Annotated in this window: 23 protein-coding genes; 8 read left to right on the top strand and 15 right to left on the bottom strand. The window is 56.5% G+C overall.

Annotated elements, in window-relative coordinates:
- The first annotated feature begins 40 nt into the window (after window positions 1–40).
- The 4 genes from KIF87_RS19105 to aldB all read left to right on the top strand — a co-directional run bounded on the left by KIF87_RS19105 (window position 41) and on the right by aldB (window position 5,732).
- The gene (locus KIF87_RS19105) at window positions 41–649 is read left to right on the top strand and encodes a glutathione S-transferase (RefSeq protein WP_213330137.1); all 609 of its coding nucleotides are present in this window, start codon (window positions 41–43) and stop codon (window positions 647–649) included.
- A gap of 228 nt (window positions 650–877) precedes the next feature.
- Window positions 878–2,263, top strand: coding sequence for an L-seryl-tRNA(Sec) selenium transferase (gene selA / locus KIF87_RS19110; protein WP_213330139.1), 1,386 nt, complete (start codon window positions 878–880; stop codon window positions 2,261–2,263).
- Window positions 2,260–4,107, top strand: coding sequence for a selenocysteine-specific translation elongation factor (selB, locus tag KIF87_RS19115; RefSeq protein ID WP_213330141.1), 1,848 nt, complete (start codon window positions 2,260–2,262; stop codon window positions 4,105–4,107). The genes selA and selB overlap by 4 nt, the downstream gene beginning before the upstream one ends.
- Window positions 4,108–4,193: 86 nt before the next feature.
- Window positions 4,194–5,732, top strand: coding sequence for an aldehyde dehydrogenase AldB (gene aldB, locus KIF87_RS19120; RefSeq protein ID WP_213330143.1), 1,539 nt, complete (start codon window positions 4,194–4,196; stop codon window positions 5,730–5,732).
- Here the strand turns inward: aldB and KIF87_RS19125 are convergent.
- A complete protein-coding gene (locus KIF87_RS19125) occupies window positions 5,729–6,694 on the bottom strand; it encodes a LysR family transcriptional regulator (RefSeq protein WP_121425999.1) in 966 nt (321 codons plus the stop codon). The genes aldB and KIF87_RS19125 overlap by 4 nt on opposite strands.
- A 117-nt stretch (window positions 6,695–6,811) precedes the next feature.
- Between KIF87_RS19125 and KIF87_RS19130 the strand changes: the two genes are divergently transcribed.
- Window positions 6,812–7,552, top strand: coding sequence for a MipA/OmpV family protein (locus KIF87_RS19130; protein WP_159515264.1), 741 nt, complete (start codon window positions 6,812–6,814; stop codon window positions 7,550–7,552).
- A 69-nt stretch (window positions 7,553–7,621) separates the two neighbouring features.
- On the opposite strand, the gene KIF87_RS19135 is transcribed toward KIF87_RS19130, so the two are convergent.
- Together KIF87_RS19135 and KIF87_RS19140 are read right to left on the bottom strand one after the other, a co-directional pair.
- On the bottom strand, window positions 7,622–9,571 hold the full coding sequence (locus KIF87_RS19135; protein WP_213330145.1) for a glycoside hydrolase family 127 protein: 1,950 nt from the start codon (window positions 9,569–9,571) through the stop codon (window positions 7,622–7,624).
- A gap of 10 nt (window positions 9,572–9,581) precedes the next feature.
- Window positions 9,582–10,982: an MFS transporter gene (locus KIF87_RS19140; protein ID WP_213330147.1), complete on the bottom strand. Its 1,401-nt coding sequence runs from the start codon at window positions 10,980–10,982 to the stop codon at window positions 9,582–9,584.
- Between the two features lie 225 nt (window positions 10,983–11,207).
- Between KIF87_RS19140 and KIF87_RS19145 the strand changes: the two genes are divergently transcribed.
- Window positions 11,208–12,017, top strand: coding sequence for an AraC family transcriptional regulator (locus KIF87_RS19145; protein WP_032643746.1), 810 nt, complete (start codon window positions 11,208–11,210; stop codon window positions 12,015–12,017).
- Here the strand turns inward: KIF87_RS19145 and araD are convergent, their stop codons facing one another.
- The 8 genes from araD to yiaK form a co-directional block, all read right to left on the bottom strand.
- Window positions 12,018–12,713 (bottom strand): L-ribulose-5-phosphate 4-epimerase, encoded by a 696-nt coding sequence (gene araD, locus KIF87_RS19150; RefSeq protein WP_213330149.1) that lies wholly within the window; start codon window positions 12,711–12,713, stop codon window positions 12,018–12,020.
- Window positions 12,707–13,567, bottom strand: coding sequence for an L-ribulose-5-phosphate 3-epimerase (locus tag KIF87_RS19155; RefSeq protein WP_213330151.1), 861 nt, complete (start codon window positions 13,565–13,567; stop codon window positions 12,707–12,709). The genes araD and KIF87_RS19155 overlap by 7 nt, the downstream gene beginning before the upstream one ends.
- 2 nt (window positions 13,568–13,569) lie before the next feature.
- The gene (gene ulaD, locus KIF87_RS19160; RefSeq protein ID WP_213330153.1) at window positions 13,570–14,223 is read right to left on the bottom strand and encodes a 3-keto-L-gulonate-6-phosphate decarboxylase UlaD; all 654 of its coding nucleotides are present in this window, start codon (window positions 14,221–14,223) and stop codon (window positions 13,570–13,572) included.
- On the bottom strand, window positions 14,220–15,725 hold the full coding sequence (locus KIF87_RS19165; protein ID WP_213330155.1) for an FGGY-family carbohydrate kinase: 1,506 nt from the start codon (window positions 15,723–15,725) through the stop codon (window positions 14,220–14,222). The genes ulaD and KIF87_RS19165 overlap by 4 nt, the downstream gene beginning before the upstream one ends.
- Before the next feature lie 143 nt (window positions 15,726–15,868).
- A complete protein-coding gene (locus tag KIF87_RS19170; RefSeq protein ID WP_213330157.1) occupies window positions 15,869–17,188 on the bottom strand; it encodes an MFS transporter in 1,320 nt (439 codons plus the stop codon).
- 46 nt (window positions 17,189–17,234) lie between these two features.
- Entirely contained in the window at window positions 17,235–18,161 is a 927-nt protein-coding gene (locus KIF87_RS19175) for a DUF4862 family protein (protein ID WP_213330159.1), read from the bottom strand.
- 217 nt (window positions 18,162–18,378) lie between these two features.
- The gene (locus KIF87_RS19180) at window positions 18,379–18,846 is read right to left on the bottom strand and encodes a YhcH/YjgK/YiaL family protein (RefSeq protein ID WP_213330161.1); all 468 of its coding nucleotides are present in this window, start codon (window positions 18,844–18,846) and stop codon (window positions 18,379–18,381) included.
- 10 nt (window positions 18,847–18,856) lie between these two features.
- Entirely contained in the window at window positions 18,857–19,855 is a 999-nt protein-coding gene (gene yiaK, locus KIF87_RS19185) for a 3-dehydro-L-gulonate 2-dehydrogenase (RefSeq protein WP_213330163.1), read from the bottom strand.
- Between the two features lie 225 nt (window positions 19,856–20,080).
- On the opposite strand from yiaK, the gene yiaJ reads away from it, so the two are divergent.
- Together yiaJ and KIF87_RS19195 are read left to right on the top strand one after the other, a co-directional pair.
- Complete coding sequence (gene yiaJ, locus KIF87_RS19190; protein ID WP_021242452.1) at window positions 20,081–20,899, top strand: IclR family transcriptional regulator YiaJ; 819 nt, start codon at window positions 20,081–20,083, stop codon at window positions 20,897–20,899.
- Window positions 20,900–20,902: 3 nt separating this feature from the next.
- Complete coding sequence (locus KIF87_RS19195) at window positions 20,903–21,358, top strand: 4Fe-4S dicluster domain-containing protein (protein WP_213330165.1); 456 nt, start codon at window positions 20,903–20,905, stop codon at window positions 21,356–21,358.
- On the opposite strand, the gene KIF87_RS19200 is transcribed toward KIF87_RS19195, so the two are convergent.
- The 4 genes from KIF87_RS19200 to avtA all read right to left on the bottom strand — a co-directional run bounded on the left by KIF87_RS19200 (window position 21,342) and on the right by avtA (window position 25,949).
- Window positions 21,342–23,060, bottom strand: coding sequence for a ShlB/FhaC/HecB family hemolysin secretion/activation protein (locus KIF87_RS19200; protein ID WP_213330167.1), 1,719 nt, complete (start codon window positions 23,058–23,060; stop codon window positions 21,342–21,344). The two genes, KIF87_RS19195 and KIF87_RS19200, sit on opposite strands and share 17 nt — an antisense overlap.
- 90 nt (window positions 23,061–23,150) lie before the next feature.
- Window positions 23,151–24,026, bottom strand: coding sequence for a collagen-like triple helix repeat-containing protein (locus tag KIF87_RS19205; protein WP_349628243.1), 876 nt, complete (start codon window positions 24,024–24,026; stop codon window positions 23,151–23,153).
- Window positions 24,023–24,289: a hypothetical protein gene (locus KIF87_RS19210; protein WP_213330170.1), complete on the bottom strand. Its 267-nt coding sequence runs from the start codon at window positions 24,287–24,289 to the stop codon at window positions 24,023–24,025. The genes KIF87_RS19205 and KIF87_RS19210 overlap by 4 nt, the downstream gene beginning before the upstream one ends.
- A 403-nt stretch (window positions 24,290–24,692) precedes the next feature.
- Entirely contained in the window at window positions 24,693–25,949 is a 1,257-nt protein-coding gene (gene avtA / locus KIF87_RS19215) for a valine--pyruvate transaminase (protein ID WP_213330172.1), read from the bottom strand.
- Between the last annotated feature and the right edge of the window lie 264 nt (window positions 25,950–26,213).

Below are 26,213 nucleotides of genomic sequence, written 5' to 3' on the forward strand. Positions count from 1 at the left end.
TGATCCATACTGACTTTTTTCCGGCATCAAGGATCAGGCAATGAAACTCATCGGTAGCTACACCAGTCCCTTCGTGCGAAAAATCTCGATTCTCCTGCTGGAGAAAGGGATTGAATTTGAATTCATCAATGAACAGCCCTACAACGCTGAAAACGGCGTCGCGCAGTACAACCCGCTGGGGAAAGTCCCGGCGCTGGTGACGGACGAGGGCGAGTACTGGTTCGACTCCCCGATTATCGCGGAGTATATCGAGCTGCTGGGCGTTGCCCCGGCAATGCTTCCGGCTGACCCAAAAGCGGCGCTGGCGGTGAAGCAAATTGAAGCCCTGGCCGATGGCATCATGGATGCGGCTCTCACCTCGGTGCGTGAACAGGCAAGGCCTGCCGCCCAGCAGTCGGAAAACGAACTGCTGCGCCAGCGGGAAAAAATCAGCCGCAGCCTGGACAGGTGCGAACAGCTTATCCGGGAGGGGAAGATTCAAACCGACAGCCTGAATCTGGCGACCATCGCTATCGCCTGCGCCATCGGCTATCTCAACTTCCGCCGCGTTTCCCCTGGCTGGTGCGTCGACCGTCCGCTGCTGGTGAAACTGGCAGACACCCTTTTTAGCCGCGAGAGCTTTGCCCGGACAGAACCGCCAAAGGCTTGACGCGGGTTATACCCGTCATACTTCAAGCTGCATGTGCGTTGGCTTTCCTCGTTCACCCCAGTCACGTACTCATGTACGCTCCTGGGGATTCACTGCGTCGCCGCCTTCATGCAACTTGAATTATTTAGGGTATATAACACTTCGGCGTCGGAGGCGGTACAATCCCTCCACATGTTAACTCCCTCTCCCGTCGGGAGGGGGGAAGATATTTACTCGCCAGGCGCTTTCATGACTACTCATCATTCGCTGTACAGCCAGATCCCCGCTACCGACCGTCTCCTTCGTGAGCCCCGCATGCATGCTGCTGTTGAACGCTTCGGCCATACCGCGACGGTGGAGATGTTACGCCTGCTTCAGGACGAAGCCCGATGCGCAATTCAGGCAGAAAACGCCTTGCCCAGCTGGTGCGCGGCGTGGGAGCAGGAAGTTGAACGCCGGCTGGATGAGAAAGCGCAAAGCGCGTTACGCCCGGTGATTAACCTGACCGGTACCGTACTGCATACCAATCTGGGCCGCGCGCAGCAGGCGGAAGAGGCGGTTGCTGCGGTCGCGCAGGCCATGCGAGCGCCCGTGACGCTGGAGTACGATCTGGACGGTGCCGGACGCGGGCATCGTGACCGGGCGCTGGCGGACCTGCTGTGTCAGCTGACCGGCGCGGAAGATGCCTGCATTGTGAATAACAACGCCGCAGCGGTGCTGCTGATGCTGGCGGCCACCGCCAGCGGCAAAGAGGTAGTGGTTTCCCGCGGCGAGCTGGTGGAGATTGGCGGGGCGTTTCGCATTCCGGACGTGATGCGCCAGGCGGGCTGCACGCTACATGAAGTGGGCACCACCAACCGCACCCATGCGAAAGATTATCGCGCGGCGGTGAATGAAAATACCGCCCTGCTGATGAAGGTCCACACCAGCAATTACCATATTGAAGGCTTTACCAAAACGGTTGAAGAGGCGGAGCTGGCGGCGATGGGCCGCGAACTGAATATACCGGTGATTGCCGATCTCGGCAGCGGCTCGCTGGTGGATCTGAGCCTTTACGGGCTGCCGAAGGAGCCGATGCCGCAAGAGATGATTGCCGCGGGCGTCAGCCTGGTCAGCTTTTCCGGCGACAAGCTGCTGGGCGGGCCGCAGGCCGGGATTATCGTCGGCAAGCGCGAGCTGATTGCGAAGCTGCAGCAGCATCCGCTCAAGCGCGCCCTGCGAGCCGATAAAATGACGCTTGCCGCGCTGGACGCGACGCTGCGGCTCTATCTCCATCCGGAGAAACTGGCCGACCGTCTGCCCACGCTGCGTTTGTTAAGCCGCGATGCCGCCTCGATTCGCGCCCAGGCCGAACTGCTGCTGCCGCGCATTGCTCCGCACTACCCCGATTTTGACGTTCGCATTGAACCCTGCCAGTCGCAGATTGGCAGCGGTTCGCTGCCGGTGGACAGGCTGCCGAGTGAAGCGCTCACGTTCACCCCGCGTGACGGGCGCGGCAGCGACCTTGAAGCCCTGTCATCGCGCTGGCGTGGCCTGCCTGCGCCGGTTATCGGGCGGATTTACGATGGCCGAATGTGGCTGGATCTGCGCTGCCTTGAAGATGAAGAGCGATTTCTGGAGATGTTGTTGAAATGATTATTGCCACCGCCGGTCATGTCGACCACGGAAAAACCACGTTACTGCAGGCGATCACCGGCATAAACGCCGACCGCCTGCCGGAAGAGAAAAAGCGCGGCATGACCATCGATCTGGGCTATGCCTACTGGCCCCAGCCAGATGGCCGCGTACTGGGTTTTATAGATGTTCCGGGGCATGAAAAGTTTCTGTCTAATATGCTGGCGGGCGTGGGGGGCATCGATCATGCCCTGCTGGTGGTGGCCTGCGATGATGGCGTTATGGCGCAAACCCGTGAGCACCTGGCGATCCTGCAACTGACCGGCAACCCGCAACTGACCGTGGCGCTGACCAAAGCCGATCGCGTGGATGACGCACGCGTCAGCGAGGTGCGCGAAACGGTACAGGCGACCCTGCGGGAATATGGTTTTGCCGATGCGCCGCTTTTTGTCACCGTGGCGACAGAAGGGCGCGGTATCGATGAACTTCGCCACCACTTACAGCAGCTTTCGTCGCGTGACCACGCCAGCCATCACCGCTTCCGTCTGGCCATTGACCGGGCGTTTACCGTCAAAGGCGCGGGCCTGGTGGTTACCGGTACGACGCTCAGCGGTGAAGTAAAAGTGGGGGACAGCCTGTGGCTGACGGGCGTTAACAAACCGATGCGCGTGCGCGGCTTACATGCGCAAAACCAGCCCGCAGAGCGCGCTCATGCCGGGCAGCGGATCGCGCTGAACATTGCCGGGGATGCGGAAAAAGAGCAGCTTAACCGCGGCGACTGGCTGCTGGCCGATGCCCCACCTGAACCCTCTGAACGCGTCATTGTCTCCCTTCAAACAAACGTGCCCCTGACCCAATGGCAGCCGCTGCATATTCACCATGCGGCGAGCCATATCACCGGGCGCGTGTCGCTGCTGGAAAACGACCTTGCCGAACTGGTATTCGATTCTCCGCTCTGGCTTGCAGACAACGATCGTCTGGTACTGCGTGATATTTCCGCGCGGGAAACGCTGGCCGGGGCACGGGTCGTCGCGCTGAATCCACCGCGACGCGGCAAGCGTAAACCTGAATATCTACAGTGGCTGGCAGCGCTGGCGCAGGCCAGCGATGATAGCGCCGCGCTGCGGGTTCATCTCGATCGCGGTGCGGTGAGCCTGAGTGATTTTGCATGGGCACGCCAGCTGAGCGGGGAAGGCTTACGCCAGCTCACCCAGCAGCCGGGCTTTATTCAGGCTGGGAATAGCCTGCTTAATGCCCCGGTTGCGGCACACTGGCAGCGTAAGATACTGAACACGCTGGCGACGTACCATGAACAGCATCAGGACGAGCCTGGCCCGGGCCGCGAGCGTCTGCGGCGCATGGCGCTGCCGATGGAAGACGATGCGCTGGTGCTGCTGCTGATTGAAAACATGCGCGAAAGCGGGGCGATCAAAAGCCACCACGGCTGGCTGCATCTGCCGGATCACAAGGCCGGGTTCACCGCAGAGCAAGAGGCAGTATGGCAAAAAGTGGCCTCGCTGTTTGGCGATGAGCCGTGGTGGGTTCGCGATTTGGCCCGCGAAACGAGCACTGACGAGCAGGTGATGCGTCAGGTATTGCGCCATGCGGCGCAGCAGGGGCTGATAGTCGCGATCGTGAAAGATCGTTATTACCGTAACGATCGTATTGTGGCGTTTGCCAACCTGATCCGCGAGCTGGATCAGGAGCGGGGCTCTACCTGCGCGGCCGATTTCCGCGACCGGCTGAACGTGGGCCGCAAGCTGGCGATTCAGATCCTGGAGTATTTCAACCGCATCGGCTTTACCCGCCGTCGCGGTAACGATCATTTATTGCGAGATTCGTTATTATTTCCTGAAACTCCGTGACCCCCGTCGTAAACGCCGTTACCGGTTGGCGAGAAAATCGCCAGCCGGAACTACCCTTGTTGTACACCAACAGTAAGGAGACGGTCATGACAAACAATCCTCCCTCATCGCGTATCCAGCCCGGCGAGTATGGTTTTCCCCTCAAGCTGAAGCCTCGTTATGACAACTTTATCGGCGGCGACTGGGTAGCTCCCGTCGACGGCGAATACTATTCCAACCTGACCCCCGTTACCGGCCAGCCGCTGTGCGAGATAACCAGCTCCGGCAAGCGCGATATCGATCTGGCGCTGGATGCGGCGCACAAAGCGAAAGATAAATGGGGCCATACCTCCGTTCAGGACCGCGCGGCCATTTTGTTCAAAATCGCCGACCGGATGGAGCAGAATCTGGAGCTGCTGGCGACGGCGGAAACCTGGGATAACGGCAAGCCGATCCGGGAAACGATGGCGGCAGACGTGCCGCTGGCCATTGACCACTTCCGCTATTTTGCCTCCTGCATTCGCGCTCAGGAGGGCGGGATAAGCGAGGTAGACAGCGACACCGTGGCGTATCATTTCCACGAACCGCTGGGCGTCGTCGGGCAAATCATTCCGTGGAACTTCCCGCTGCTGATGGCGAGCTGGAAAATGGCGCCCGCGCTGGCGGCCGGGAACTGCATTGTGCTGAAACCGGCGCGTCTGACCCCGCTCTCGGTGCTGCTGCTGATGGAAATCGTTGGCGATCTTCTGCCGCCGGGCGTGATTAACGTGGTCAACGGGGCGGGCGGTGAGATAGGGGAATATCTGGCTACCTCGAAACGGATCGCCAAAGTGGCGTTTACCGGGTCGACGGAAGTGGGCCAGCAGATCATGCAGTACGCCACGCAGAACATTATTCCGGTGACCCTGGAGCTGGGCGGGAAATCCCCGAACATCTTCTTCGCGGACGTGATGGAGGAAGAGGATGCCTTCTTCGATAAAGCACTGGAAGGGTTTGCGCTGTTTGCGTTTAACCAGGGCGAAGTCTGCACCTGCCCAAGCCGCGCGCTGGTGCAGGAGTCCATCTATGAGCGCTTTATGGAGCGGGCTATTCGCCGCGTTGAGTCTATCCGCAGCGGTAACCCGCTCGATAACGTCACGCAGATGGGCGCGCAGGTCTCACACGGACAGCTTGAAACTATCCTCAACTACATTGATATCGGCAAGAAAGAAGGGGCGGATATTCTGACCGGTGGTCGCCGTAAGGTGCTGGGAGGGGATCTGCAGGAAGGGTATTACCTTGAACCGACGATCCTGTTCGGTCAGAACAACATGCGCGTCTTCCAGGAGGAAATTTTCGGACCGGTGCTGGCCGTGACCACCTTCAAAACCATGGAGGAGGCGCTGGAGATTGCCAACGACACGCCGTATGGCCTGGGGGCAGGCGTCTGGAGCCGCAACGGTAATCTGGCCTATAAAATGGGCAGAGGCATTCAGGCCGGGCGCGTCTGGACCAACTGCTACCACGCCTATCCGGCACACGCGGCCTTTGGCGGTTATAAGCAGTCGGGCATCGGGCGTGAAACCCACAAGATGATGCTGGAGCATTACCAGCAGACGAAATGCTTGCTGGTCAGCTACTCCGATAAACCGCTGGGGCTGTTCTAATCGCCCAGCTCAGGCCGTCCATGGGCGGCCTGAGCAATTTGCTGGCGCAGGCAGTTAAGAACGCCATCCAGAACGTACTGCACGCGCCAGGGCTGGTATTCACGTTTGCGGAAGATGGCCGTCAGATCGAGCCACCACTCTTCCTGATGCGGGAAGCAGGGAACCAGCATCCCGTTTGTTAATTCTTTCTTCAGACTCTCTTTTGGCGCAAAAACAATCCCGAGATTATTTCTTGCCAGCTCCAGGGCCGTCTGCGTATTGTCGCAAATATAATTACCGGTCACCCGATAGTCATGCACGTTATCACTGCCGTGCACGCGGAAACGCCAGATGTTCGCATCATCGACCAGCATGGAGTCAATGAGAATGCAGGAGTGGTTAATTAAATCTTCAGGTCCCGTTAAGGGATGTTTATTTAAATACTCCACGGTTGCGAATGCCGTAACGGAATATTTTGTCAACACGCTGGCGACCAGGCTTTCGTCTTTCGGTTGCGCATAGGTAATTAAAATGTCGCAGTCATCCGGAAAGGAAACGCCTTCTGAAAATTCATTCCGGTCCAGGTTGTAGGTTTTCAGCGATATGCGAATGTCACCGATGTCTTCTATCTGATGGATCACGTGGCGCGCGAGATAGGTTACGATACCTGTAGGGGCATAGATTGTAACCTTTCCGCGCTTTTCATGCTTATAATCAGCAATGAAATTAACGAGTTGACTGTTTTTATCCAGCGTGGCATTAACGTAAGGGAGTAACGCTTCACCAAACTGGGTCAGGGCCAGCTGGCGCGTGGTGCGCTCAAAAACCTTCAGTCCAACCCGCGTTTCAAAATCAGACAGATATTTACTGACGTTGGCCTGCGCCATGCCGAGCAGGGCGGCGGCATCACCAATGCTATGGGTGGCTGCGATGACGGATATAATTTTTAATTCGCGTGGCTTTAGCTGTAATTTATTCATCATGCACACCCATCTATATGATTTTATATATAATATTATATAAACCGCAGCGTTGCATTGGCAAATTTGTAACCATTATTATGCGCCTCGCTTGTTTGGCATTTTAATGGATTACATGTAATGACTATTAAATACAATTTACTCATCGCTGCCACGTTATTTGCAACATCCTCAGCAATGGCCGGAGACTTTTCACTTGGAGCGGGGGCTGTATTTAATGAGTCTCCTTACAAAGGCTATAACGAAAATACGACCGCAGTACCGTTAATTAGCTACGAAGGCGATCGCTTTTACGTTCGCCAGACCACCGGAGGATGGATCCTGTGGAAAGACCCAAAAAATGAATTCAGCCTGACCGCGTCATGGATGCCGCTGCACTTCGATCCTGATGACAACGACGACCATCAGATGAAGCAGCTTGATGAGCGTAAAGCGTCAGCCTTCCTCGGCGGCGCGTACTACCGCCATGAAAGCTGGGGTTCGCTGAAGGTGGCTGTCTCGGGTGATGCGATGGATGAAAGCGGTGGCGTAGTGGGCGAGGTATCGTACTTCCGTCCGATCCGAATGGAGCGCCTGACCCTGACGCCTTCTGTTGGTGTGTTCTACAGCGACGAAAGCTATAACGACTACTACTACGGCGTATCCGGCAGCGAGTCTCGCCGCTCAGGTCTGGAGCAATACACCGCCGGTGACAGCTGGACGCCATACGTTGGCCTGGCGGCTAAATATCAGTTAACCCAGAAGCTGTACCTCAACGCCAGCGCGGTCTACACCGTGTTGCCTGACGACGTGAAGAACAGCCCGATGATCGACCGCGACGACAGCTTCGCGCTGATGACCGGCCTGACCTGGCGTTTCTGATGCGGTAAAGCCTCTTTACTCCCTCTCCCGTGGGAGAGGGTTGGGGTGAGGGCAACAGACCGCAGATATTCAGCCTTCATCCACCCATATCCGCATTTCCCCTTCTCCCCGGTTGGCCCAGCTAAACCAAGGTATAAAGGTCAGCGTCCGGGGCTGACGTTGTACCGGCGAGCGGTCGTATTGCCACAGCGCATCCGTGTCCTTCACGTGACACCCAATCCCCTCTGCCTGTATCAGCATCTTGTGTGCGAAAATCCCTTTCCCTTCAAAGATCCTGAACTCGCTATTTTCAGGCAGAGAGAGGTGATGAAGATTGGCACCGTTATCGGCCTCTTCCAGGCAGTAGACCAGCGGTCCGCGCTGCAGGGCGACTTTCCCCGCCTGCTGGCGGACCAGTGGGTTGCCATACACCCGACGAACCGGCATAGGTAACGTTAGCGTAATGACGTCACCCTCCTGCCAGCTGCGGGTCAGATAAAGGTATCCACGTGAGATCTCGCCCGTTACCGCTTCACCATTTAATAAAACGTCAGGCGCGGCACACCAGTCCGGCAGCCGTAGGGCGAGCGTATGCGTGACGGGAACAGGCGAGGTAATGTCGATTTTTACCTGTTCCTGCCACGGATAGTTACCGCTAATTCGCAGCGCCAGGGTTTCGTCGCCAACCGGTATGGCGACATCGTTGCCCACGTAAAGGTTAATAAAAAGCGCATCCTGGCGGACGGTATAAATATAATGCCCCAGCGACGTCAGCACGCGGGCGATATTCGGTGGGCAACAGGCGCAGCCAAACCAGCGCTGGCGGACGGGTTTCACGTGATCGTAGATATGGTTGAACGCCAGCGTTTTCGGGTGCACTTCCAGCGGATTCACATAAAAGAAATGCTTACCGTCCAGCGCCATCCCGCCCAGTACCGTGTTGTATAATGCGCGCTCCATCACGTCGGCGTAGTGGCCGTCGGCCTCCATTTCCAGCATCCTGCGGGCAAACATCATCAGACCGATGGAGGCACAACTTTCAGCATAGACCGTATCGTTGGGCAGATCGTAATCACTGCTGAACGCCTCGCCGCTGCTTTGCGACCCGATTCCACCGGTAATATACAGCTGGCGCTGCGCCATATTTGTCCACAGCCGCAGACAGTCCTGCCGTTTACCCTCGTCATGACTCAGGCGCGCCAGATGCGCCATGCCCGCCATCAGGTAGACAAAACGCACCGCGTGTCCAATGGCCGTTTGTTGTTCAGCAAGTGGCTCATGCGCCTGGCTGTAGGCTTTGTCCTTGACCATCCAGGCCGGACCATAGGTGTTCCAGTATGATGTTCTGCCGCGCTTCTCATATTCGATATCGTAGAAGTGAGGCTGCACGCCGCGTTGTTCAACGAAATATTTCACCAGCGTGAGGTAGCGGGGCTCCTGCGTGACGTCGTAAAGCCGCATCAGCGCCAGCTCGATTTCCGGGTGGCCCGGATAACCATGTAGCTGGTTCTCACCAGGGCCAAACACGCTGTCGATATGGTCCGCCAGCCTGCGGACCACATCCAGCAGACGGCGTTTCCCTGTTCCCTGGAAATACGCCACGCCCGCTTCAATCATATGTCCGGCGCAGTACAGCTCGTGGCATTCGGCCAGATTCGTCCAGCGCTCCTCGGGGGCTTTCACCGTAAAGTACGTGTTGAGATAGCCATCTTCACACTGCGCTGCGGCAATCAGTTCAATGACCTCGTCGGCGGTTTTTTCCAGTTCAGCATCCTGTTTCTGGCACAGCGACCACGCCACGGCTTCGAGCCATTTCGCCACGTCACTGTCCTGGAACACCATGCCGTAGAATTCACCTTGCTCCAGGCCCGCCGCAATGCGGAAGTTGGTGATGGCGTGGCTGGGTTCGGCTTCCGTTACGCGATCGTTTAGTGCATCCCACTGGTAGGGGATCACCACTTCTCGTACCAGCCGTTGATACTGCCCGAGAAACGGGTCGTTAATTTTTAGATTATGCAGATCGGCTTCCATTATTGACATAGCGTTCTCCTCAGGACGGTACGTGACGCTGGCGCAGGTCGGTGGCAATGCGCGACATCATAGGGTTGTTGAGTCTGCACCAGCGGATAGAGACGGCCAGCAGCAGATGGAAAAGGGCGGGGAGCAGCGTCTCCATGGCGGTGATGCCCTGCAGCGAAGCTGGCGTCTGATTGCCCGCGCCTGGCTGATAGGCCACGGCAATAAACACCAGGCTAATGATCCCGGCGCTAGACGCCCACGCGAGCTTGATGAAAAACAGGTTGAAGGCGAAGTTCATCCCCGACGAACGCACGCCGGTTCTCCACTCGCCGTAGTCGTCGGCAAACGCCATCAGCGAGAAGTGCAGCGGCAGGGTAAACCCGAGAATGACGCCGTTGCTCAAAATAACGATCAGCCAGAGCGTCTGGTGTGCCGGGCCGCCTGGCAGGAACCACATTCCCACTGCGAGCGCGGCGAGCACCAGGTTGGTGTAATAGTAGAGTTTGACGGTATCAATACGGCGCGACAGCGGGCTAACGATCACCGCGCCCAGAATGGCGGCAAAGGTCACCATGGTGAAAAACAGCGAGGTATACGCGGTACTGCCCTGCAGCACGTAGGTGATGAAGTACATATACCCGCCGCCTCGAATGTTGAAGACATTGATCAGCAGGAACGACATCACCAGCATCAGCAGCAGCTGATCGTTTTTACGCAACCCGGCCAGATGCTCGCGCAGGGTGAATTTGCCCATCAGCGCCAGCGGGACGCGCTCCCGCACCCAGAAGAAGCAGCACAGGAACATCACCACGGCGACAGCGCACAGCACCCCAACGCCAAGCTGGTAACCTTTTGCGGCATTGCCCTGGCCCAGCGCCTCGACGAGCCACGGCAGACCCACTGAGACCAGGAAACCCGCAACGCCGCAGAGTACAAAGCGCCATGACTGGCAGGAGATCACCTCATTGTGACGGGTGGTCATGGTGTTGATCAGCGCGCAGTAGGGAACGTTGATGGCCGTATAGCCCACAGACAACAGCAAATAGGTACCGAACGCCCAGGCGATTTTCACGCCCATGCTGGCTTCCGGAACGGTGAAAGTCAGCACGCCGATAATTCCGATCGGGAAGGCGACCCACAGCTGCCACGGGCGAAAGCGCCCCCAGCGGCTTTGCGTGCGGTCGGCAATAATACCCATTACCGGATCGGAAATGGCGTCAAATACGCGCAAGGCAATAAAGAGCGTGCCAACGAGCGCAGGCGTCAGACCAAAAATATCGGTATAGAAAAAGGTCAGAAAGTTCATGATCAAGCAGGTAATCACCGTCCCGCCCGCATCACCCAGGCCGTAGCCAATTTTTTCGCGGACGGACAAGTGGCTTTCTGTTGCCCCTTGTGTCACGTCTGATTCTGTAATCGGTGTGGAAGTCATGAAGTAACTCCTCAGTAATCGAATTTATTATCGTATTTGTGCAAGGTACTCATTTATTCTGCACCGAACGGAAAGGCCAACAAGGGAAGGGAAAAGTATAAAAAGATGACGATTCCGACCTGATGATAAAAATGTGATTCCGATCGGACAGTTATTCGAATATTGATTAATAATCAAAGCGTAAGTTGAATACTAATGGCAATAAAAGCGGAATGGTGAATATCCATGCTTGAATTATCCATAGCGCTTCCGATTAAGGTCCAAAATGGCGGGTTATTTATCTCCCGGGGAGTGGGCCGCCATCCTGCGCGAAAATTAACGTCGTGGGAGATTATTTTTGTCGAAAAAGGGACATTAACGATCCAGGAAGAAAGCACGTTATTTGAGGTAAAAGCAGGAGAGAGTTTGCTGCTTTGGCCAGACCGACGCCATGTGGGCGTGGGCGACTTTCCGGCCGATCTTAAATTTTACTGGCTGCATTTTGAGGTTGAGCATCACCCGCCCCGGTTGCCAAATTTGGCAATAGAACAACATTGCCGAGTGAGGGATGCACAGTATGTGATTTCTCTTTTTCGCCAGTTCCTGAGTGAGCAGGAAAAATTACAGCGAAGCGTGGCGCTGGAAATCATTTTATTACTGATTTTACAGCAAATTTCCATTTCATCAGGATATGAAGATAATGCTGATGAAGCCGGTGCGGCGATGGCGTGGAAGGCGAAGCAGCTCATTCGCACGCAGTTTCATTTACCGCTTTCAACCTCGCAGCTGGCAAAAGCGTTGCACTGCAATGCCGATTATCTCGGGCGCGTATTTCGCCGGACTTTCCATTTAACCCTGACGGAGGCGATACATCGCCAGCGCGTCAGGGCGGCAGAAAAGCTGTTGCTGGATGGCTCTGCCTCGCTCACCGAAGTGGCAACCCGCTGCGGCTTTAATGACGTGGGGTATTTTCGGCAGATCTTTTCAAAGCATACCGGGCTAACCCCCGCCGTCTGGAAACGGCGGTACTGTAAAGAGCATATCAATTCCGGCTGATCACTGGCCGTAATAGGCATTCACCCCGTGCTTGCGCAGATAATGCTTGTCGAGCAGCTCCTGCTGCATAACCGGTAGCTGCGGTGCGAGCTGGAGTGAGAACAGACCCATGTACGCGCACTCTTCAAGCACGACGGCATTGTGGACCGCATCGGCAGCGTCTTTACCCCAGGCGAACGGGCCGTGGGAGTGGACCAGCACAGCCGGGATCTGCATCGGGCTGAGATCGCGCTCCTCGAAGGTTTTGATGATCACTTCACCCGTCTGGTATTCGTATTCCCCGGCAATCTCTGCCGTGGTCATCAGGCGCGTGCAGGGAATGGTTCCGTAGAAATAGTCCGCGTGCGTTGTGCCCCAGGCGGGTAAATCCTGCCCCGCCTGTGACCAGATGGTAGCGTGGCGAGAATGCGTATGCACGATGCCGCCAATCTCCGGGTAACGACGGTACAGCGCAAGATGGGTGGGCGTGTCTGAAGAGGGTTTTTTATTACCCTCGACAACCTGGCCCGTGGCGATATTCACCACCACCATATCTTCCGCCGTCATCACGTCGTACTCCACGCCGGAGGGCTTGATCACCATCACGCCGCTTTCGCGATCCACCGCGCTGACGTTGCCCCAGGTGAAGGTCACCAGCTGGTGGGCGGGCAGCGCCAGGTTTGCTGCCAGCACCTCGGCTTTGAGTTGTTCTAACATGTCATGCCTCCTTCCTGCATACGGGCTTCAATCCAGCGGCGCGCCTGGATGATTTCCAGCACCGGCTCTTTTGCTTTTTCAGTCCACATTTCAATCAGAAACGCGCCGCGATAGTTCAGCTTATTCAGCGTGTTAAACACGCCGACAAAATCCACGCAGCCTTCGCCAAACGGCACGTCGCGGAACTGCCCGGGACTTTGCGCGGTGACGGGTTGGGTATCTTTCAGGTGAATAGCCGCAATGCGGTCAATGCCCAGCGTCAGCTCGGCGGTGACGTCGTTGCCCCACGCGCTCAGGTTGCCAACGTCCGGGTAAACGCTGAACCACGGCGAGGCGAGCATATCGTCCCACTTTTTCCATTTGCTGATGGAGTTCATAAACGCGGTATCCATGATCTCCACCGCCAGCATCACCTGCGCGGCGGCGGCCTGCTCTACCGCCCACGCCAGCCCTTCGGCAAAGCGCTGCTGCGTCCCCTCATCGTGCTCTTCGTAATAGACGTCATACCCGGCAAGCTGGATGGTGCGAATGCCCAGATCGCGCGCCAGCCTGATGGCTTTGGTCATGATCTCGCGGGCGCGTTCGCGCACGGTTTCATCGCGGCTGCCAAACGGGAAGCGACGGTGGGCAGACAAGCACATGGACGGGATAGACACCCCGGTTTCCAACATCGCTTCAACCAGAGAGGCGCGCTGCGTGGTGCTCCAGTCGAGGCGTGACAAACGCTCGTCGGTCTCGTCGACTGACATCTCAACAAAATCGAACCCGCAGCTTTTCGCCAGTACCAGACGTTCCGGCCAGGAGAGATCTTTTGGCAGTGCTTTTTCGTAAATCCCTAACGGATGCTGACGCATAGTTACGCTCCCCAGATGTCGCGAATTTGCGAGTGGAATGCCTGCGCCACCTGCGGCGGATTGACGGCGCCTGCCAGCGCGCGCCCGGCAATAAAGGCTTTAACGTTGATCTGCTTAAACAGCGGCAGATCGGCGGGGGTGATGCCGCCGGTAATTGAAAGCTGTAAACCGATGTCGGAGAGCGCCTTCATTTTCTCGAGATCCGCTTCGCCCCACTGCTGGCCGCTCGCCTGTGCGTCGCGCCCGCGGTGATAGATTACCTGCTTCACGCCGACGCGATGCCATGCGCGCGCGTCGTCCAGCGTCCAGTTGCCAAAGAGCTCCATCTGGATTTCACCTCCGCAGCGCAGTGCCACCTCGTGGCCTCGCTCAACGGTTGCCAGCGGCGCGGCGCAGATGATGGTCATCCAGTTCGCGCCCGCGCCAAACGCCTGTTCTGCCAGCGTTTCTCCGGCGTCGGCCACTTTCCAGTCCGCAACGACGATCTTATCCGGGCACTGCGCGCGCAGGGCGCGCACGGCGTTCAGCCCTTCGGTCAGGCACAAAATGGTGCCCGCTTCGACGATATCGACGTGATCTGAAAGCGTCGCGACGTCGCGCTGTGCGGCCTGCAGTGAAGTGTGGTCGAGCGCCAGCTGCAGTAATGGTCGGCTCATAGGTCGTACTCCTTAACACGGGCGTGATAGCCCTGTAGTGCTGAAATCAGTAGCTGGTAACGGTGATATTTGCGCTGGTAGGCCGCATGGGCGCGCATGTCCGGCTCAATCACCCGGATGTCATGTTTGAGCGCGCGCTGCGCTGAGTGGAAGTCGGTGAACACACCGGTACCCACCATCGCCGCCAGCGCCGCGCCGGAACAGCCGGTCTCTTCCACCTGCGGCAGTTCAATCGCCAGGCCGCTGACGTCAGCGAGCATTTGCATCCACACGTCCGAATGGGTAGGGCCACCCGTGACGCGCAGCGCCTGTACCTGGGTAAAGCGTTCGAGCATGCGGTTGAGGTGGGTCATGTGGCTGAACACCACGCCTTCGTAAACCGCCTGCAGCAGGTGCGCGCGGGTGTGTAGCGCCTGCATGCCGTAAAAACCACTGGTCATCTCCAGCCCGGCGTTGCTGCCGTAGAGGAACGGCAGGAAGAACAGATCGCCTTCCGCTTTCGGCAGGCTGGAAACAGCCTGGTTGATCTCATCGAATGAGATGTCGCCCCACTGTGCGGTGAGCCACTCAAGGTTGCCGGACGAGGTGGGGCTGGCTTCGTGAACGATGTACTGCTGCGGGTGAACGTAGCGGCCATAGACGTACGGGAAGGGTTCGTTGTCGCGAAGCGCACTGGCGATCCCGCTGGTGACGGCCCAGGTGCCCATCACGGCATTTAGCGTGTGCTGGTCTTGCAGCCCGGCGCAGACTGCGGTGGAAACCACGTCAAACAGTCCACCAACGACGGGCGTGCCCGCCGCGAGACCGGTAAGTGCGGCTGCCTGAGCGGTGATTTCCCCGCAAATTTCTGCTGAACCGACAATCGGCGGCAGGGCGCCGTCAATTTCGCTGATACCGAGCCAGCGCGTAAGCTGTGGGTCGTATTTTCCGGTATTCATGTTGTAGAGATTGGACTCAGAGATATTACTCTCCTCGCAGCCCTTCACGCCGGTCAGACACCAGCGCAGATAGTCGTGCGCCATCAATACGCTGCCAATCTGCTGGTACCGCTGCGGCTCGTTCTCTTTCACCCAGCACAGGAGCGAGGCCGGGTGCCCGGTCCACAGCGTCTGGCGCGTATGCGGATAAAGCTTTTCGGGAATGCCGTCCTGCTGCCAGCGCTGCACAATGTCCAGCGCACGGCGGTCAGAGGAGAGTATGGCGTTGCCCAGCGGTTGGTCCTGTTTATCGAGCAGAAACAGTCCCTTACCCTGTGCAGAAATGCCGATACCTTTAATCAGGTTGCCGTTTACACCTGAATGTTTGAGCAGCGTGGCGACGGTTGCGTGGCAGTGCTGCCACAGTGAGGGCATATCCCGCTCCGCGTAGCCAGCGCGCGGGCTACGCGTGGCAACCGAGCGACGTTCGATACAGACTTCCTTGCCCTGGCTGTTGTATAAACCGGCTTTCAGATAAGTACCGCCACAATCGATACCCAGCCAGAAGGGTTCTTTTTCACTCATCTTCATCTCACTTATTCGCCGGGTGGCGCTTCGCTTACCCGGCCTACGGTTCGGTGCGCTTACTTGCCGGGTGGCGCGTTGCTTACTCGGCCTACGGTTCGGTTTTCTCCCTCTCCCCGTGGGAGAGGGCTGGGGTGAGGGCATCAGGCCGCACGTTTATGCGGAGTCACCGTGGGATTAGGCTCTGCGCCGGCATCGCATTTCGCCGGTAACAGCAGGGCCAGCAGTGACGCCAGCGCCAGAGACACCGCCAGGCAGTAAACGCCCGCATCTTTGCTGTACAGGGTGATCAGCACGCCAACCGCATACGGGCCACAGAAGCCACCAAGGTTGCCCAGGGCGTTGATCACGCCGCGCGCGCCGCCCGCCATCTCTGCGCTGAACAGTCGCGCCGGGATGGTCCAGAACACGCCCGCGGCGGATTGCAGGAAGAACCCGCAGCCCACCAGTGCGGAATATGCCAGCCAGGTGTTTGCTTTCAGCGCCACGGAGAGGAACATGCAGAGCGCAAAGCCAATCAACGGCAGGGAGACAAACAGCTTGCGCTTGCCGGTGCGGTCAGAAAGCGTAGAGAACAGGAACATGCCCGCAATGGCGCCGATGTAAGGCAGGATGGCGAGCATGCCCACCTGACCAATGCTGGTGTGCGTCAGCTCTTTCAGGATGGTCGGCAGCCAGAGCGTGTAACCGTAAATCCCGGTCTGGTAGAAGAAGTTCAGGGCGATCAGCTGCCACATGGTTTTGTCGGACAGCACGGCGCTGAGCGAGGCATTTTTTACCTCTTTTCCGGCGATGGCCTGCTGCTCCGCCGCCAGCGTTTGCACCAGATAGTTTTTCTCCGCCTCTGAAATCCAGCGGGCTTCCTGCGGTCGGTCGTACACGGTGAACGCCCACAGCACCAGCACAACGACGGACATCAGACCTTCAATGATGAACAGCCAGCGCCAGTCGAGTGCGGTAATAATCCAGCCTGACAGCGGGGCGGTGACGATCCCGGCGATGGGCACGAACATGATCACAATGGCATTGGCGCGACCGCGCTCGGCGTCCGGGAACCAGTTGCTGATCATGGTGAGCACAACGGGCAGCATCCCGCCTTCCGCCACGCCGAGTAAGAAGCGCAGCACCAGAAGCTGATACTGATTCGTCACCAGACCCGTGAGCACCGAGATCACCGCCCAGGCAACCAGCGACCAGCCGATAAACTTCTTGCCGCTGCCGTGCACGGCAATCTTGCCGCCGGGAACCTGCAGGAACAGATAGCCGATAAAGAAGATCCCGCCCGCCAGGCCTGCCATCGTTGCGGTAATACCTAATTCTTCATCCATACCACCCGGCATCGCAAACGCGATATTCACGCGGTCCATATATGAAATAATGCAGGCGATAAGAATGGGAGGAATGATTCTTAGCCAGCGCTGGCGCGGAATGTCCGCTTGTTGAGTATTCGAGTAAGTGTTCATATTTACTGTCTCAGTCAATGTAACCGGAATAGGGATATTTTTATTGTTATTGCGTTGCTTTATTCATTTCGCTAATACCGTCACGCAAAATAGCGATGCGATGGCTGACGTCAGCATTAGCATTTATTTCCAGTAATTTAATACCGGAGAATTTCAACGTTGCGGCGCTCGCCGCAGTAAAGAGTGATTTTGCGAGTTCAGTTGACATCAAACTGTCGGCGCAGAATGAAGAAAACGGCGCGTGAAGATCCTGCCATTCACCGTATTCACCGCTGGTAGTCGTGCCTGAAAACATCAGTGCCCCCAGCTTTCCGGCTTTGAGCGCGGCCTGAACATGTTCCAGCGGGAGCGTCGTATTACGGCCTTCGATGGCCGAACGCGCCCAGTTGATGCAAACGCTGATATCCGTCTCTTTCACCACCTCCAGCACCTGCTCTAAGGGCAGGAAGCCCTTGCGCGGTGCCGGACCGTTCATGGCATCGCAGTGTTCCAGCACCAGATCGCAGTCCCAGTCCCAGCCCGCGATTTCCCGGATCGAGCGTGAAAACGCCTCGGTAGCCTGTTCGACGGAAGCATTGCCCGCCTGCGGGGCGGCCTGCATTTCCAGGGCGATTACTTTGCCCGGATAACGGGCGTTCACGGCGTTAACTTTCTGGTGCAAATGCCGGTAAAAGTCTACGCAGGCTTTACGCTGCGCTTCGTCGGCTGAGGCCAGGCCAAACGCGCCGTTGCTGCCGCGACGACGCATGGTTTCCATCACTGCCGTGACGACGATTTGCCAGTCACCCGGCGTATGGCGGAACAGCCATTCGTCGCCAAACGGATGGAGATTTTCAAGGCACGGCTGTTCCAGCCCGCGAATGTTCGGCGTGTCGGAAAGTTCCCGCCAGAAGGTTTGTTCTTCTTGTTCCCCTTTCTGGTGAAACGAGGGTGCGCAGGGGTACGCACCAATAATAAAACCGGTGTTGGTCATTTCGCGTTCCTGTATTTATACCCGTCATACTTCAAGTTGCATGTGCGTTGGCTGCGCTCGTTCACCCCAGTCACTTACTTATGAAGCTCCTGGAGATTCACTCTCTTGCCGCGTGACTCGGCCTGTGGCCTCGCCCCTTCGGGGCCAGCGCAAGCGCTGTTCAAAACGGCAAGCCGTTTTGTCCTGCAACTCGAATTATTTAGGGTGTATCAGAAAATTAATCTAATTCGCTGATTGCCACTTTCACCACAATTTTACGAATTGCGGATCCCTTGTTTTTAATACAGGCAGGACGATGCACATCCTGCGGGAAAAATAGGGCATAGCTGCCGGGTATCATTTCGATAAACGATTCATTTTCACTGTCGCGATAAAAAATAATATCCCGCTGTTCCAGTAATGATTCGCTTATTTCGTTATTGCCGGTATCAATAGCGATACCAATTTTCTCTTCACCCCATGCCAAAAACTGAATATCCAGATAGCGGCGGTGCACTTCAGGACGGTTCTCGTGCGGTTCCTTTGTCGTCAGGTCGAGAACCTGGGCAAAAATAGTGCGGCCTTCAATTTCCACCACGCCTGGCGCCAGGGTGGTGAAATCCGTAGTGCGCAGAAAATGAAGTGCTTTTTCTATCGCCCGCGGCAGGCGGCACGGATTTGGCTGTGAAATATGTCCGAATATCATGGTCCACTCCTTACAGAGACTGGATTTTCGCCCACACGCTGTCATCGATGGTGATGCCGTCGCGGCGGTTCTCTTCCAGCAGGCGCGTGAATTCATGCCCCGGAAGACGGACGGCGACGTTTTCATCAGCGCGTTCGGCGGTGGTGACGAAGTCCATGATGCGCTGCAGTTTGGCATCGCGGGTTGGGCCGTCGATCAGGCGATCAACCTCGATGGCGATAAAGATCTGCGACACGCCATACTCGTCGCTGTTGTCCTGGGTCACTTCCGCGACGGAGGATCCGTTGGAGAGCAGGGTGGCGATCATGTCGAGCACGATGGATAAGCCGGACCCTTTCCAGTAGCCCATCGGCAGAATACGGCGGTTTTTCTCAATCACGCCCGGCTCTCGGGTGAGATTGCCCTCGTCGTCGAAGCCGCCATCGACCGGCAGCTCGCGCCCGGCCAGGCGATTCACTTCCAGCATGCCGTAGGAGAACATCGACATCGACATATCGACCATGGTGATCGGGTTAGAGGGAATAGCCACGATCAGCGGGTTGGTGCCGATGCAGCATTCTTTTGATCCCCATGCGGGCATCACGGCGATAGAGTTGGTCCAGCAAATGCCGATATAGCCTTTCTCCGCCGCCTGCCAGCCGTAGCTGCCGCCGCGCATCCAGTGGTTCGCGTTACGCAGTGCCACCAGACCAATACCGTGGTCGGACGCCAGCTCGGTGGCGCGATCCATCATCTTTTTCGCCGTGAGGTTGCCGATGGCGCGCTGGGCGTCCCACTGTTCGATAGCCCCTAATGTCATCACCCGTTTTGGCTGAGCGTCGGGAATGATATCGCCTGCATCAAGCTGCTGAATAAAGCGCGGGAAGCGGTTAACGCCGTGCGAATAGACGCCGGACTCCGTGGTGCGGGCGAACATCTCGGCGCAGGCGTCTGCGGTTTCAGCTTTCACGCCGCGATCGAGCAGGACCCGATTGAACGCCGCTTTCAACTCTTCAAAGGTCACTTTCATCCCTGTTCTCCTGTTCTTTTAAGGGGCAAGTGTGAGTGCTTTTTTATCGCTAAATTTCACTATGCGAAATCTGATTTCAAATATAGCGATCAAATTTTGTCAGATCAACGACATTCATGTTTTTCAAAATCGATTAAAATCAAACGGTTGTGTTTTTTCTGTTGAGATCGTGAACTGAACCACACTTTGCGCTACCATCAGGGCGCGATAAAAAGGAGCCATTTAATGAGCATGAAAGAGAGCGAAATGACGCAAGAAAAAGAGAGGCCAGCAGGCAGCCAGAGCTTGTTTCGCGGCCTGATGCTGATTGAGATCCTCAGCAACTATCCGAACGGGTGTCCGCTTGCGCATTTATCGGAACTGGCGGGGCTGAATAAGAGCACCGTGCACCGCTTGCTGCAGGGGCTACAGTCGTGCGGGTACGTGACCCCGGCACCCGCGGCGGGCAGCTATCGCCTGACCACCAAATTTATCGCCGTCGGGCAAAAGGCGCTGTCGTCGCTGAATATCATTCACGTGGCCGCTCCGCACCTCGAAGCGCTGAACATTGCGACCGGCGAGACGGTGAACTTCTCCAGCCGGGAAGACGACCACGCGATCCTGATTTACAAGCTCGAACCGACAACCGGTATGCTGCGCACGCGCGCCTATATCGGACAGCATATGCCGCTCTACTGCTCCGCAATGGGCAAGATCTACATGGCGTTTGGTCATCAGGATTACGTGGCGAGCTACTGGGAAAGCCATCAGGAACAGATCCAACCTTTGACGCGCAACACCATCACTGAGCTGAGTGCGATGTATGATGAGCTGGCGGAAATTCGCGATCGCAGCATGGCGATGGACAAAGAAGAGAACGAGCTGGGCGTTTCCTGCATTGCCGTGCCGGTATTTGATATCCACGGCCGCGTCCCGTATGCGATCTCTATCTCGCTATCAACGTCGCGAATGAAGCAGGTGGGTGAGAAGAACTTGCTCAAGCCGCTGCGCGAAACGGCAGAGGCTATCTCAAAAGAGCTGGGTTTTAACGTGCGCGAGGCGTAACAGATGAACCGATTTATCATGGCGGATGCGGAAAAATGCATTGGGTGTCGCACCTGCGAAGTGGCCTGCGCGGTGTCGCATCAGAGCGCTGTCTCCGCTCATGCCTTTACGCCCCGCCTTCGGGTGGTTAAGGGGGGCGCCTACACTACGGCCGTGGGTTGCCATCAGTGCGAGGACGCGCCCTGTGCTAACGTCTGTCCAACCCATGCCATCAGCCGCACGGCGGGAGCCTGGCTCGTTGAGCAGACGCGCTGCATTGGGTGCAAAAGCTGTGTGGTGGCGTGTCCGTTTGGGGCGATGCAGGTTCGTCTGGAGGGAAATAAGCCGCAGGCGCTGAAATGTGATTTATGTGTGCATCGCGAAGGCGGACCGGCCTGCGTGGAGGCCTGTCCAACCCACGCGCTGCGCTGTGTTGACCCTGTCAGTAATCGGGCTGAAAAGCTTACTGCATTTTATTGAAATTCCACGTGAACGTCAGACTGTAGCGCCAGTCCCTGTTGCGACTGTCTGTCGGAACATCCCCGACGGGTCTTGCCGCCTCCACCGTGACGCTATAGTGGCGCGTATCGCCTATCATCACCCCGGTAGCCACTGACCCGAGCCGCTGATGAGGTAAACCGGACGTGTTAAACCAGGTTTGCGCGGTATCGGCCAGGATATAGGGTTGGATGGTGGCAAGCCAGGCGCTCTCTTTCCGCATCTTGATATAGCGCAGTTCTACCTGCCCGCCATAGCCGTAATCACCGCTTGCTTCACTGTCCTGGTACCCACGGCCAAAGCGCTGGGCACCGAAGCTAACGCGTTCGGGCTCTGGCAACGTGTTATTTGACCAGTCTCCCTCCCAGGATGTTGATAGCCGCCACTTTTCGGCAAACAGCCAGGCAGCGTCCAGATAGCTTTTTGTGAGCGTAAAATTCATATCGGGCTTAGGGGCTGAGACGATATCGGCCCCCATCGCATCAATACCCTGACGGACGTTGAGCCGGCCGCTGATGCTGGCGGCTGTGAATTGATGCGCACCGTTGATACCCACTTCCAGCGCAGGATAACGCGCGTGTTGGTTGACGGAGTCCAGGCTATAGGTTTTGCCCTGCACTCTGGCCTGCAGGGCATAATCATCCTGGCGGTCGGTATAATCAAAACCGCCGGTCAGATTAATTTGGGATTTTTGCGTTAGCAGCAATGGATAGCCAAACGTCACGCCGCCGTTGTACTGCGTTGTTTTTTGCTTCGAATCGACCTGAATATTATTGGGCAAAGAGAGCAGGGGGGAAAAATCTCGCGGATCTTCACGGTAATAGCTGCCTTTGAGCTGCATCGTCAGCCCTTCATCGTTTAAAAACTGCTGCCAGTTCAGACCCACATAGTTTTTTCGCGTGTTGCTATCTAACGGCACAAGCGTCGCCACGCCCAGCTGATCGCCATAGCTTGTCAGGTTGCTGAGCGTTCCGTTCAGCATCATTAAATCTTGCCCTTTACGGGTGTCGATCGTGGAGGCGATATTCCAGCTCCGCTCCTGATTACCGGTTATCTGCATCGCCGCCGCGCCATAGATATTGGTTGGCAGCTTCGCGTTGGCCGTGACCGGAACGTTAGGGGTACGGGTCATCAGCTGGCTATAGCGATCGAACGTATCCTGAGACAGCGGTTTTTCCGCCATGATTTTTTCTGACAATCGTTTAAGACGCTCGGCGATGTGAGGGTTATTACTGGTGATGTCACTGTGAGCGACATACCCTTCAACCAGAACAATTTTAATATTTCCCTGCTGGAAATTATCATCCGGCAGCCAGGCATAGGAGAGCGGAAAACCGTCGGCCTTATAGCGCGCCGTAATATCATTTACCAGCCCCGTGAGCGTTTTTAGCGGCACGGTTTTTCCGGCATAAGGCCTGAAGGGTTTAAGTAATTCCTGCAAAGGATAACGCGTGCCGCCAATAAACTGAATGTGATGAATGGTAATGGGCGTTTCAGGCGTCAGCGTTGACTGCGGTTTTTCTATTTTGACTTTCGGCTGTGGGACGGTCTCAGGCTGTTCTGGGGCAACGTTACGAGAAACTTGCGCCGGGTTATCAGGGTTAATAATAGAGGGCAGTGTATCGGCGCGGGCCATGCTCAGCACAACCAGCCCCGTCAGCGAAAAAAGGAAATGGTTTTTCATCGCGCTATCCCTGTTCATCATTCCCGGTTAGGGGGAGTGTCGCTGTACAACGCGCCCCTGAAGCAGGGGCGCAGAAAGGCAATAACCGTTTTACTGTTTTGGCGTCAGCAGACCGGAGGTTAACGTATTGAGACCGTTGACCGGGTTAGTTGTCGACGTGTTTTGACCTGATGTTGTTGCTGCGTTGGCCGTAACGCCAGCAGTCAGGGTATTAAGGGTCGTATTGACCGTTGCACCCAGGCTGTTGTTCGTGGCCGCCACATTTGCATTGGCCGTGAGAGAGCCCGATCCTCCTCCGGTTGTCGAAGAGGCGGGTTTCACCAGCGTGCCGCTATCCGTCACCGTCTGGCCGACGTTCTGGACGACCTGACCGACACCGTTAAGCCCGCTATTACTGTTGCTGACGTTGGTTCCCACGCCGCTCACGGTGTTACCCACCTGGGTCAGCAGACCGTTGACCGGTGTGCCGAGACCCGTCGTGGTGCCCACGCTTTGCGTGACGCCCTGTACTCCGCCCAGCGTCTTGTTGGCAACGGTTGTGGTATCGGTTGTTACCTGCGTTATCGCAGGGCTACTTACCGTGTTGGTTAAACCTGTGCCGGTGTTACTGACCAGTTGCCCGGTACTGTTTACCACGCTGCCCGTCAGGCCGGTAACGCCGCTGACCGGTGTGCCTGAAGTAGAACTCGCCAGGCCCGTGCCTACCGTTGAAACGGTATTGCCCAGGGAGGTTACCGACGTGGTTACGCCTTTAACCGTTGTCCCCACACCGTTCGCGTTGCCCGGATCGCCAACGCCGGTTGTGACGCCTGTCCCCACGGTAGAAACAGCGCTGCCAACACCGCTGACGGTGGTTGAAACGGTTGACGTTACGGGATTATTCGTTGGAAGCTGGCTTCCAAGGCCATCCACCGTAGAGCCAACGCTGGTTACTGTTTTACCGGCATCGCCCAGCACAGTATTCACACCTGCAGTGGTTGTGCCGCCACTGCCCGTGTTGCCTGTTCCGGTTCCTCCGCTGCCGTTACCTCCGGTCCCCGTTCCTGAGCCTGAGCCTGTTCCGGTCCCCGTTCCTGAGCCTGTTCCGGAGCCCGAGCCAGTCCCTGAACCTGAGCCAGATCCGTTACTACCTGAACCACCATTGTTAGCCGTTGTGCCACTTCCATCACCCGAGCCGGTATTACTTCCGGTTGCAGGGTTATTTTTGGCTGTTGAGTGAGATCCGCCACCGCTTCCACTGCAGGCAGAAAGAGAGAACGCGAGCAGTACCGCAGCAGCAATTACGCTGATGCGACTAGCATTATTAGGTAGCATAAAAATACTCCACGCAATAGAACGCCGAGCGGCGTATTAGTGAGTATATGCAGTATTTTAAAAATGCACATAGACTCGCTTCGAGGATATTTTTCTGCCAGTGCCGTTGGTTTTAAGTTTTATATAACAAGGAGTTAATTGAATTATTATTTAACGTGCACTTAATTATTTTCTAATTACTATAGCGCCATTAAAACAACAGGAATTATCCTAAATTATCCCTTTAAATAATAGGGAATAAATACTGAAGGATATATCCTTTATATAAGATAGAGATCACGGAAAAATTAAGGCTCTTCATTTGAAGAGCCTTATTATTTAACAATTGCCTTCGCGCCAGGCTTTTTCGATTTCTTCGGCGAGGATCTTAACCCCCGCTTCGATTTTTTCCGGGTCGGGCACATAGTTCATGCGCATGCACTGGTGCGTATGCGGCCACGGCTTATCGAGCCCCGGGAAGAAATAATCGCCTGGTACCATCAGCACGCCGCGCTTTTTCAGGCGCTGGTAGAGCAGCTCGGTGGTGATAGGCAAATCCTTAAACCACAGCCACAGGAAAATCGCCCCTTCAGGCTTGTGGATCAGGCAGCGTTCTTCCGGCAAATAGCGGCGAATTGTCGCGATCGTCTCCTGAACGCGCTGGTAGTAGAACGGTTTGATCACGTCATTGGACAGACGCAGCAGGTCGTTGCGCTTAATCATTTCGCACATCATCGCCGGGCCGATGCCGCCGGGTGAGAGGCTGATAATGCCGTTCATATTGGTAATAGCGGTGATGATTTTCTCGTTAGCGATGATGATGCCGCAGCGGCTGCCCGGCAGACCCAGCTTAGAGAGGCTCATGCACAGGACAATGTTCGGGTTCCACAGCGGACGTGCTTCGCTGAAGATAATGCCCGGGAACGGCACGCCGTAGGCGTTATCGATCACCAGCGGAATGCCGTGCTGGTTCGCGAGCGCATCCAGCTTCATCAGTTCGTCGTCGGTGATCACGTTGCCCGTTGGGTTAGTCGGACGCGATACGCAGATCATGCCCGTCTCTTCACCAATATGCAGGTGTTCAAAATCGACGTGATATTTGAACTGGCCTTCCGGCAGCAGCTCAATATTCGGGCGCGCGGAGACGAACAGATCTTCTTCCAGGCCGGAATCAGCGTAGCCGATATACTCCGGTGCCAGCGGGAACAGCACTTTTTTGGTGGTGCCGTCGGCGCGACGCCCTGCGAACAGGTTAAACAAGTAGAAAAACGCGCTCTGGCTGCCGTTTGTCAGTGCAATATTCTGTGGTTCGATATCCCAACCCAGCTCGTCACGCAGCATTTCGGCGAGGAGTGCCAGCAGCTCGGTTTTACCCTGCGGGCCGTCGTAATTGCAAAGCGCATCGGTTGCTTTGCCGCTTTCCAGCATCTGAGCGAGCAGCGTCTGGAAATAGGTCGTCATCTCCGGGATTTGAGCCGGGTTTCCGCCGCCGAGCATGATTGCGCCCGGTGTGCGCAGCCCGTCGTTGAGGTCCTCCATCAGGCGAGTAATGCCTGAATGGCGGGTAAATTTGTCGCCGAAAAGTGAAAACGTCATAGCAGGTGATCTGTCGAGCTTATTTTGAAAGTGGGTAACCATAACGCTAGCACCGTGCTGGTGCAAATCGGGTGATGTGGTCGGATTTGTTGTTTTGTATGGCGGAGTTGGATTTGTGTAGTGAATAGTTCTGGTGGGATTTCCCCTCACCCCGGTCCTCTCCCCAAAGGGGTGTACAGTCCGGGGACATGGTAGACAGGTGTTCGGGGACATGGTGAACACTTTTTAACATCCTTTACCCATGGTGATCGACTTTTTCTTCAG

Origin of the sequence: Enterobacter sp. 120016 (assembly GCF_018383635.1) — a bacterium.
GTDB lineage: Bacteria > Pseudomonadota > Gammaproteobacteria > Enterobacterales > Enterobacteriaceae > Enterobacter > Enterobacter asburiae_D.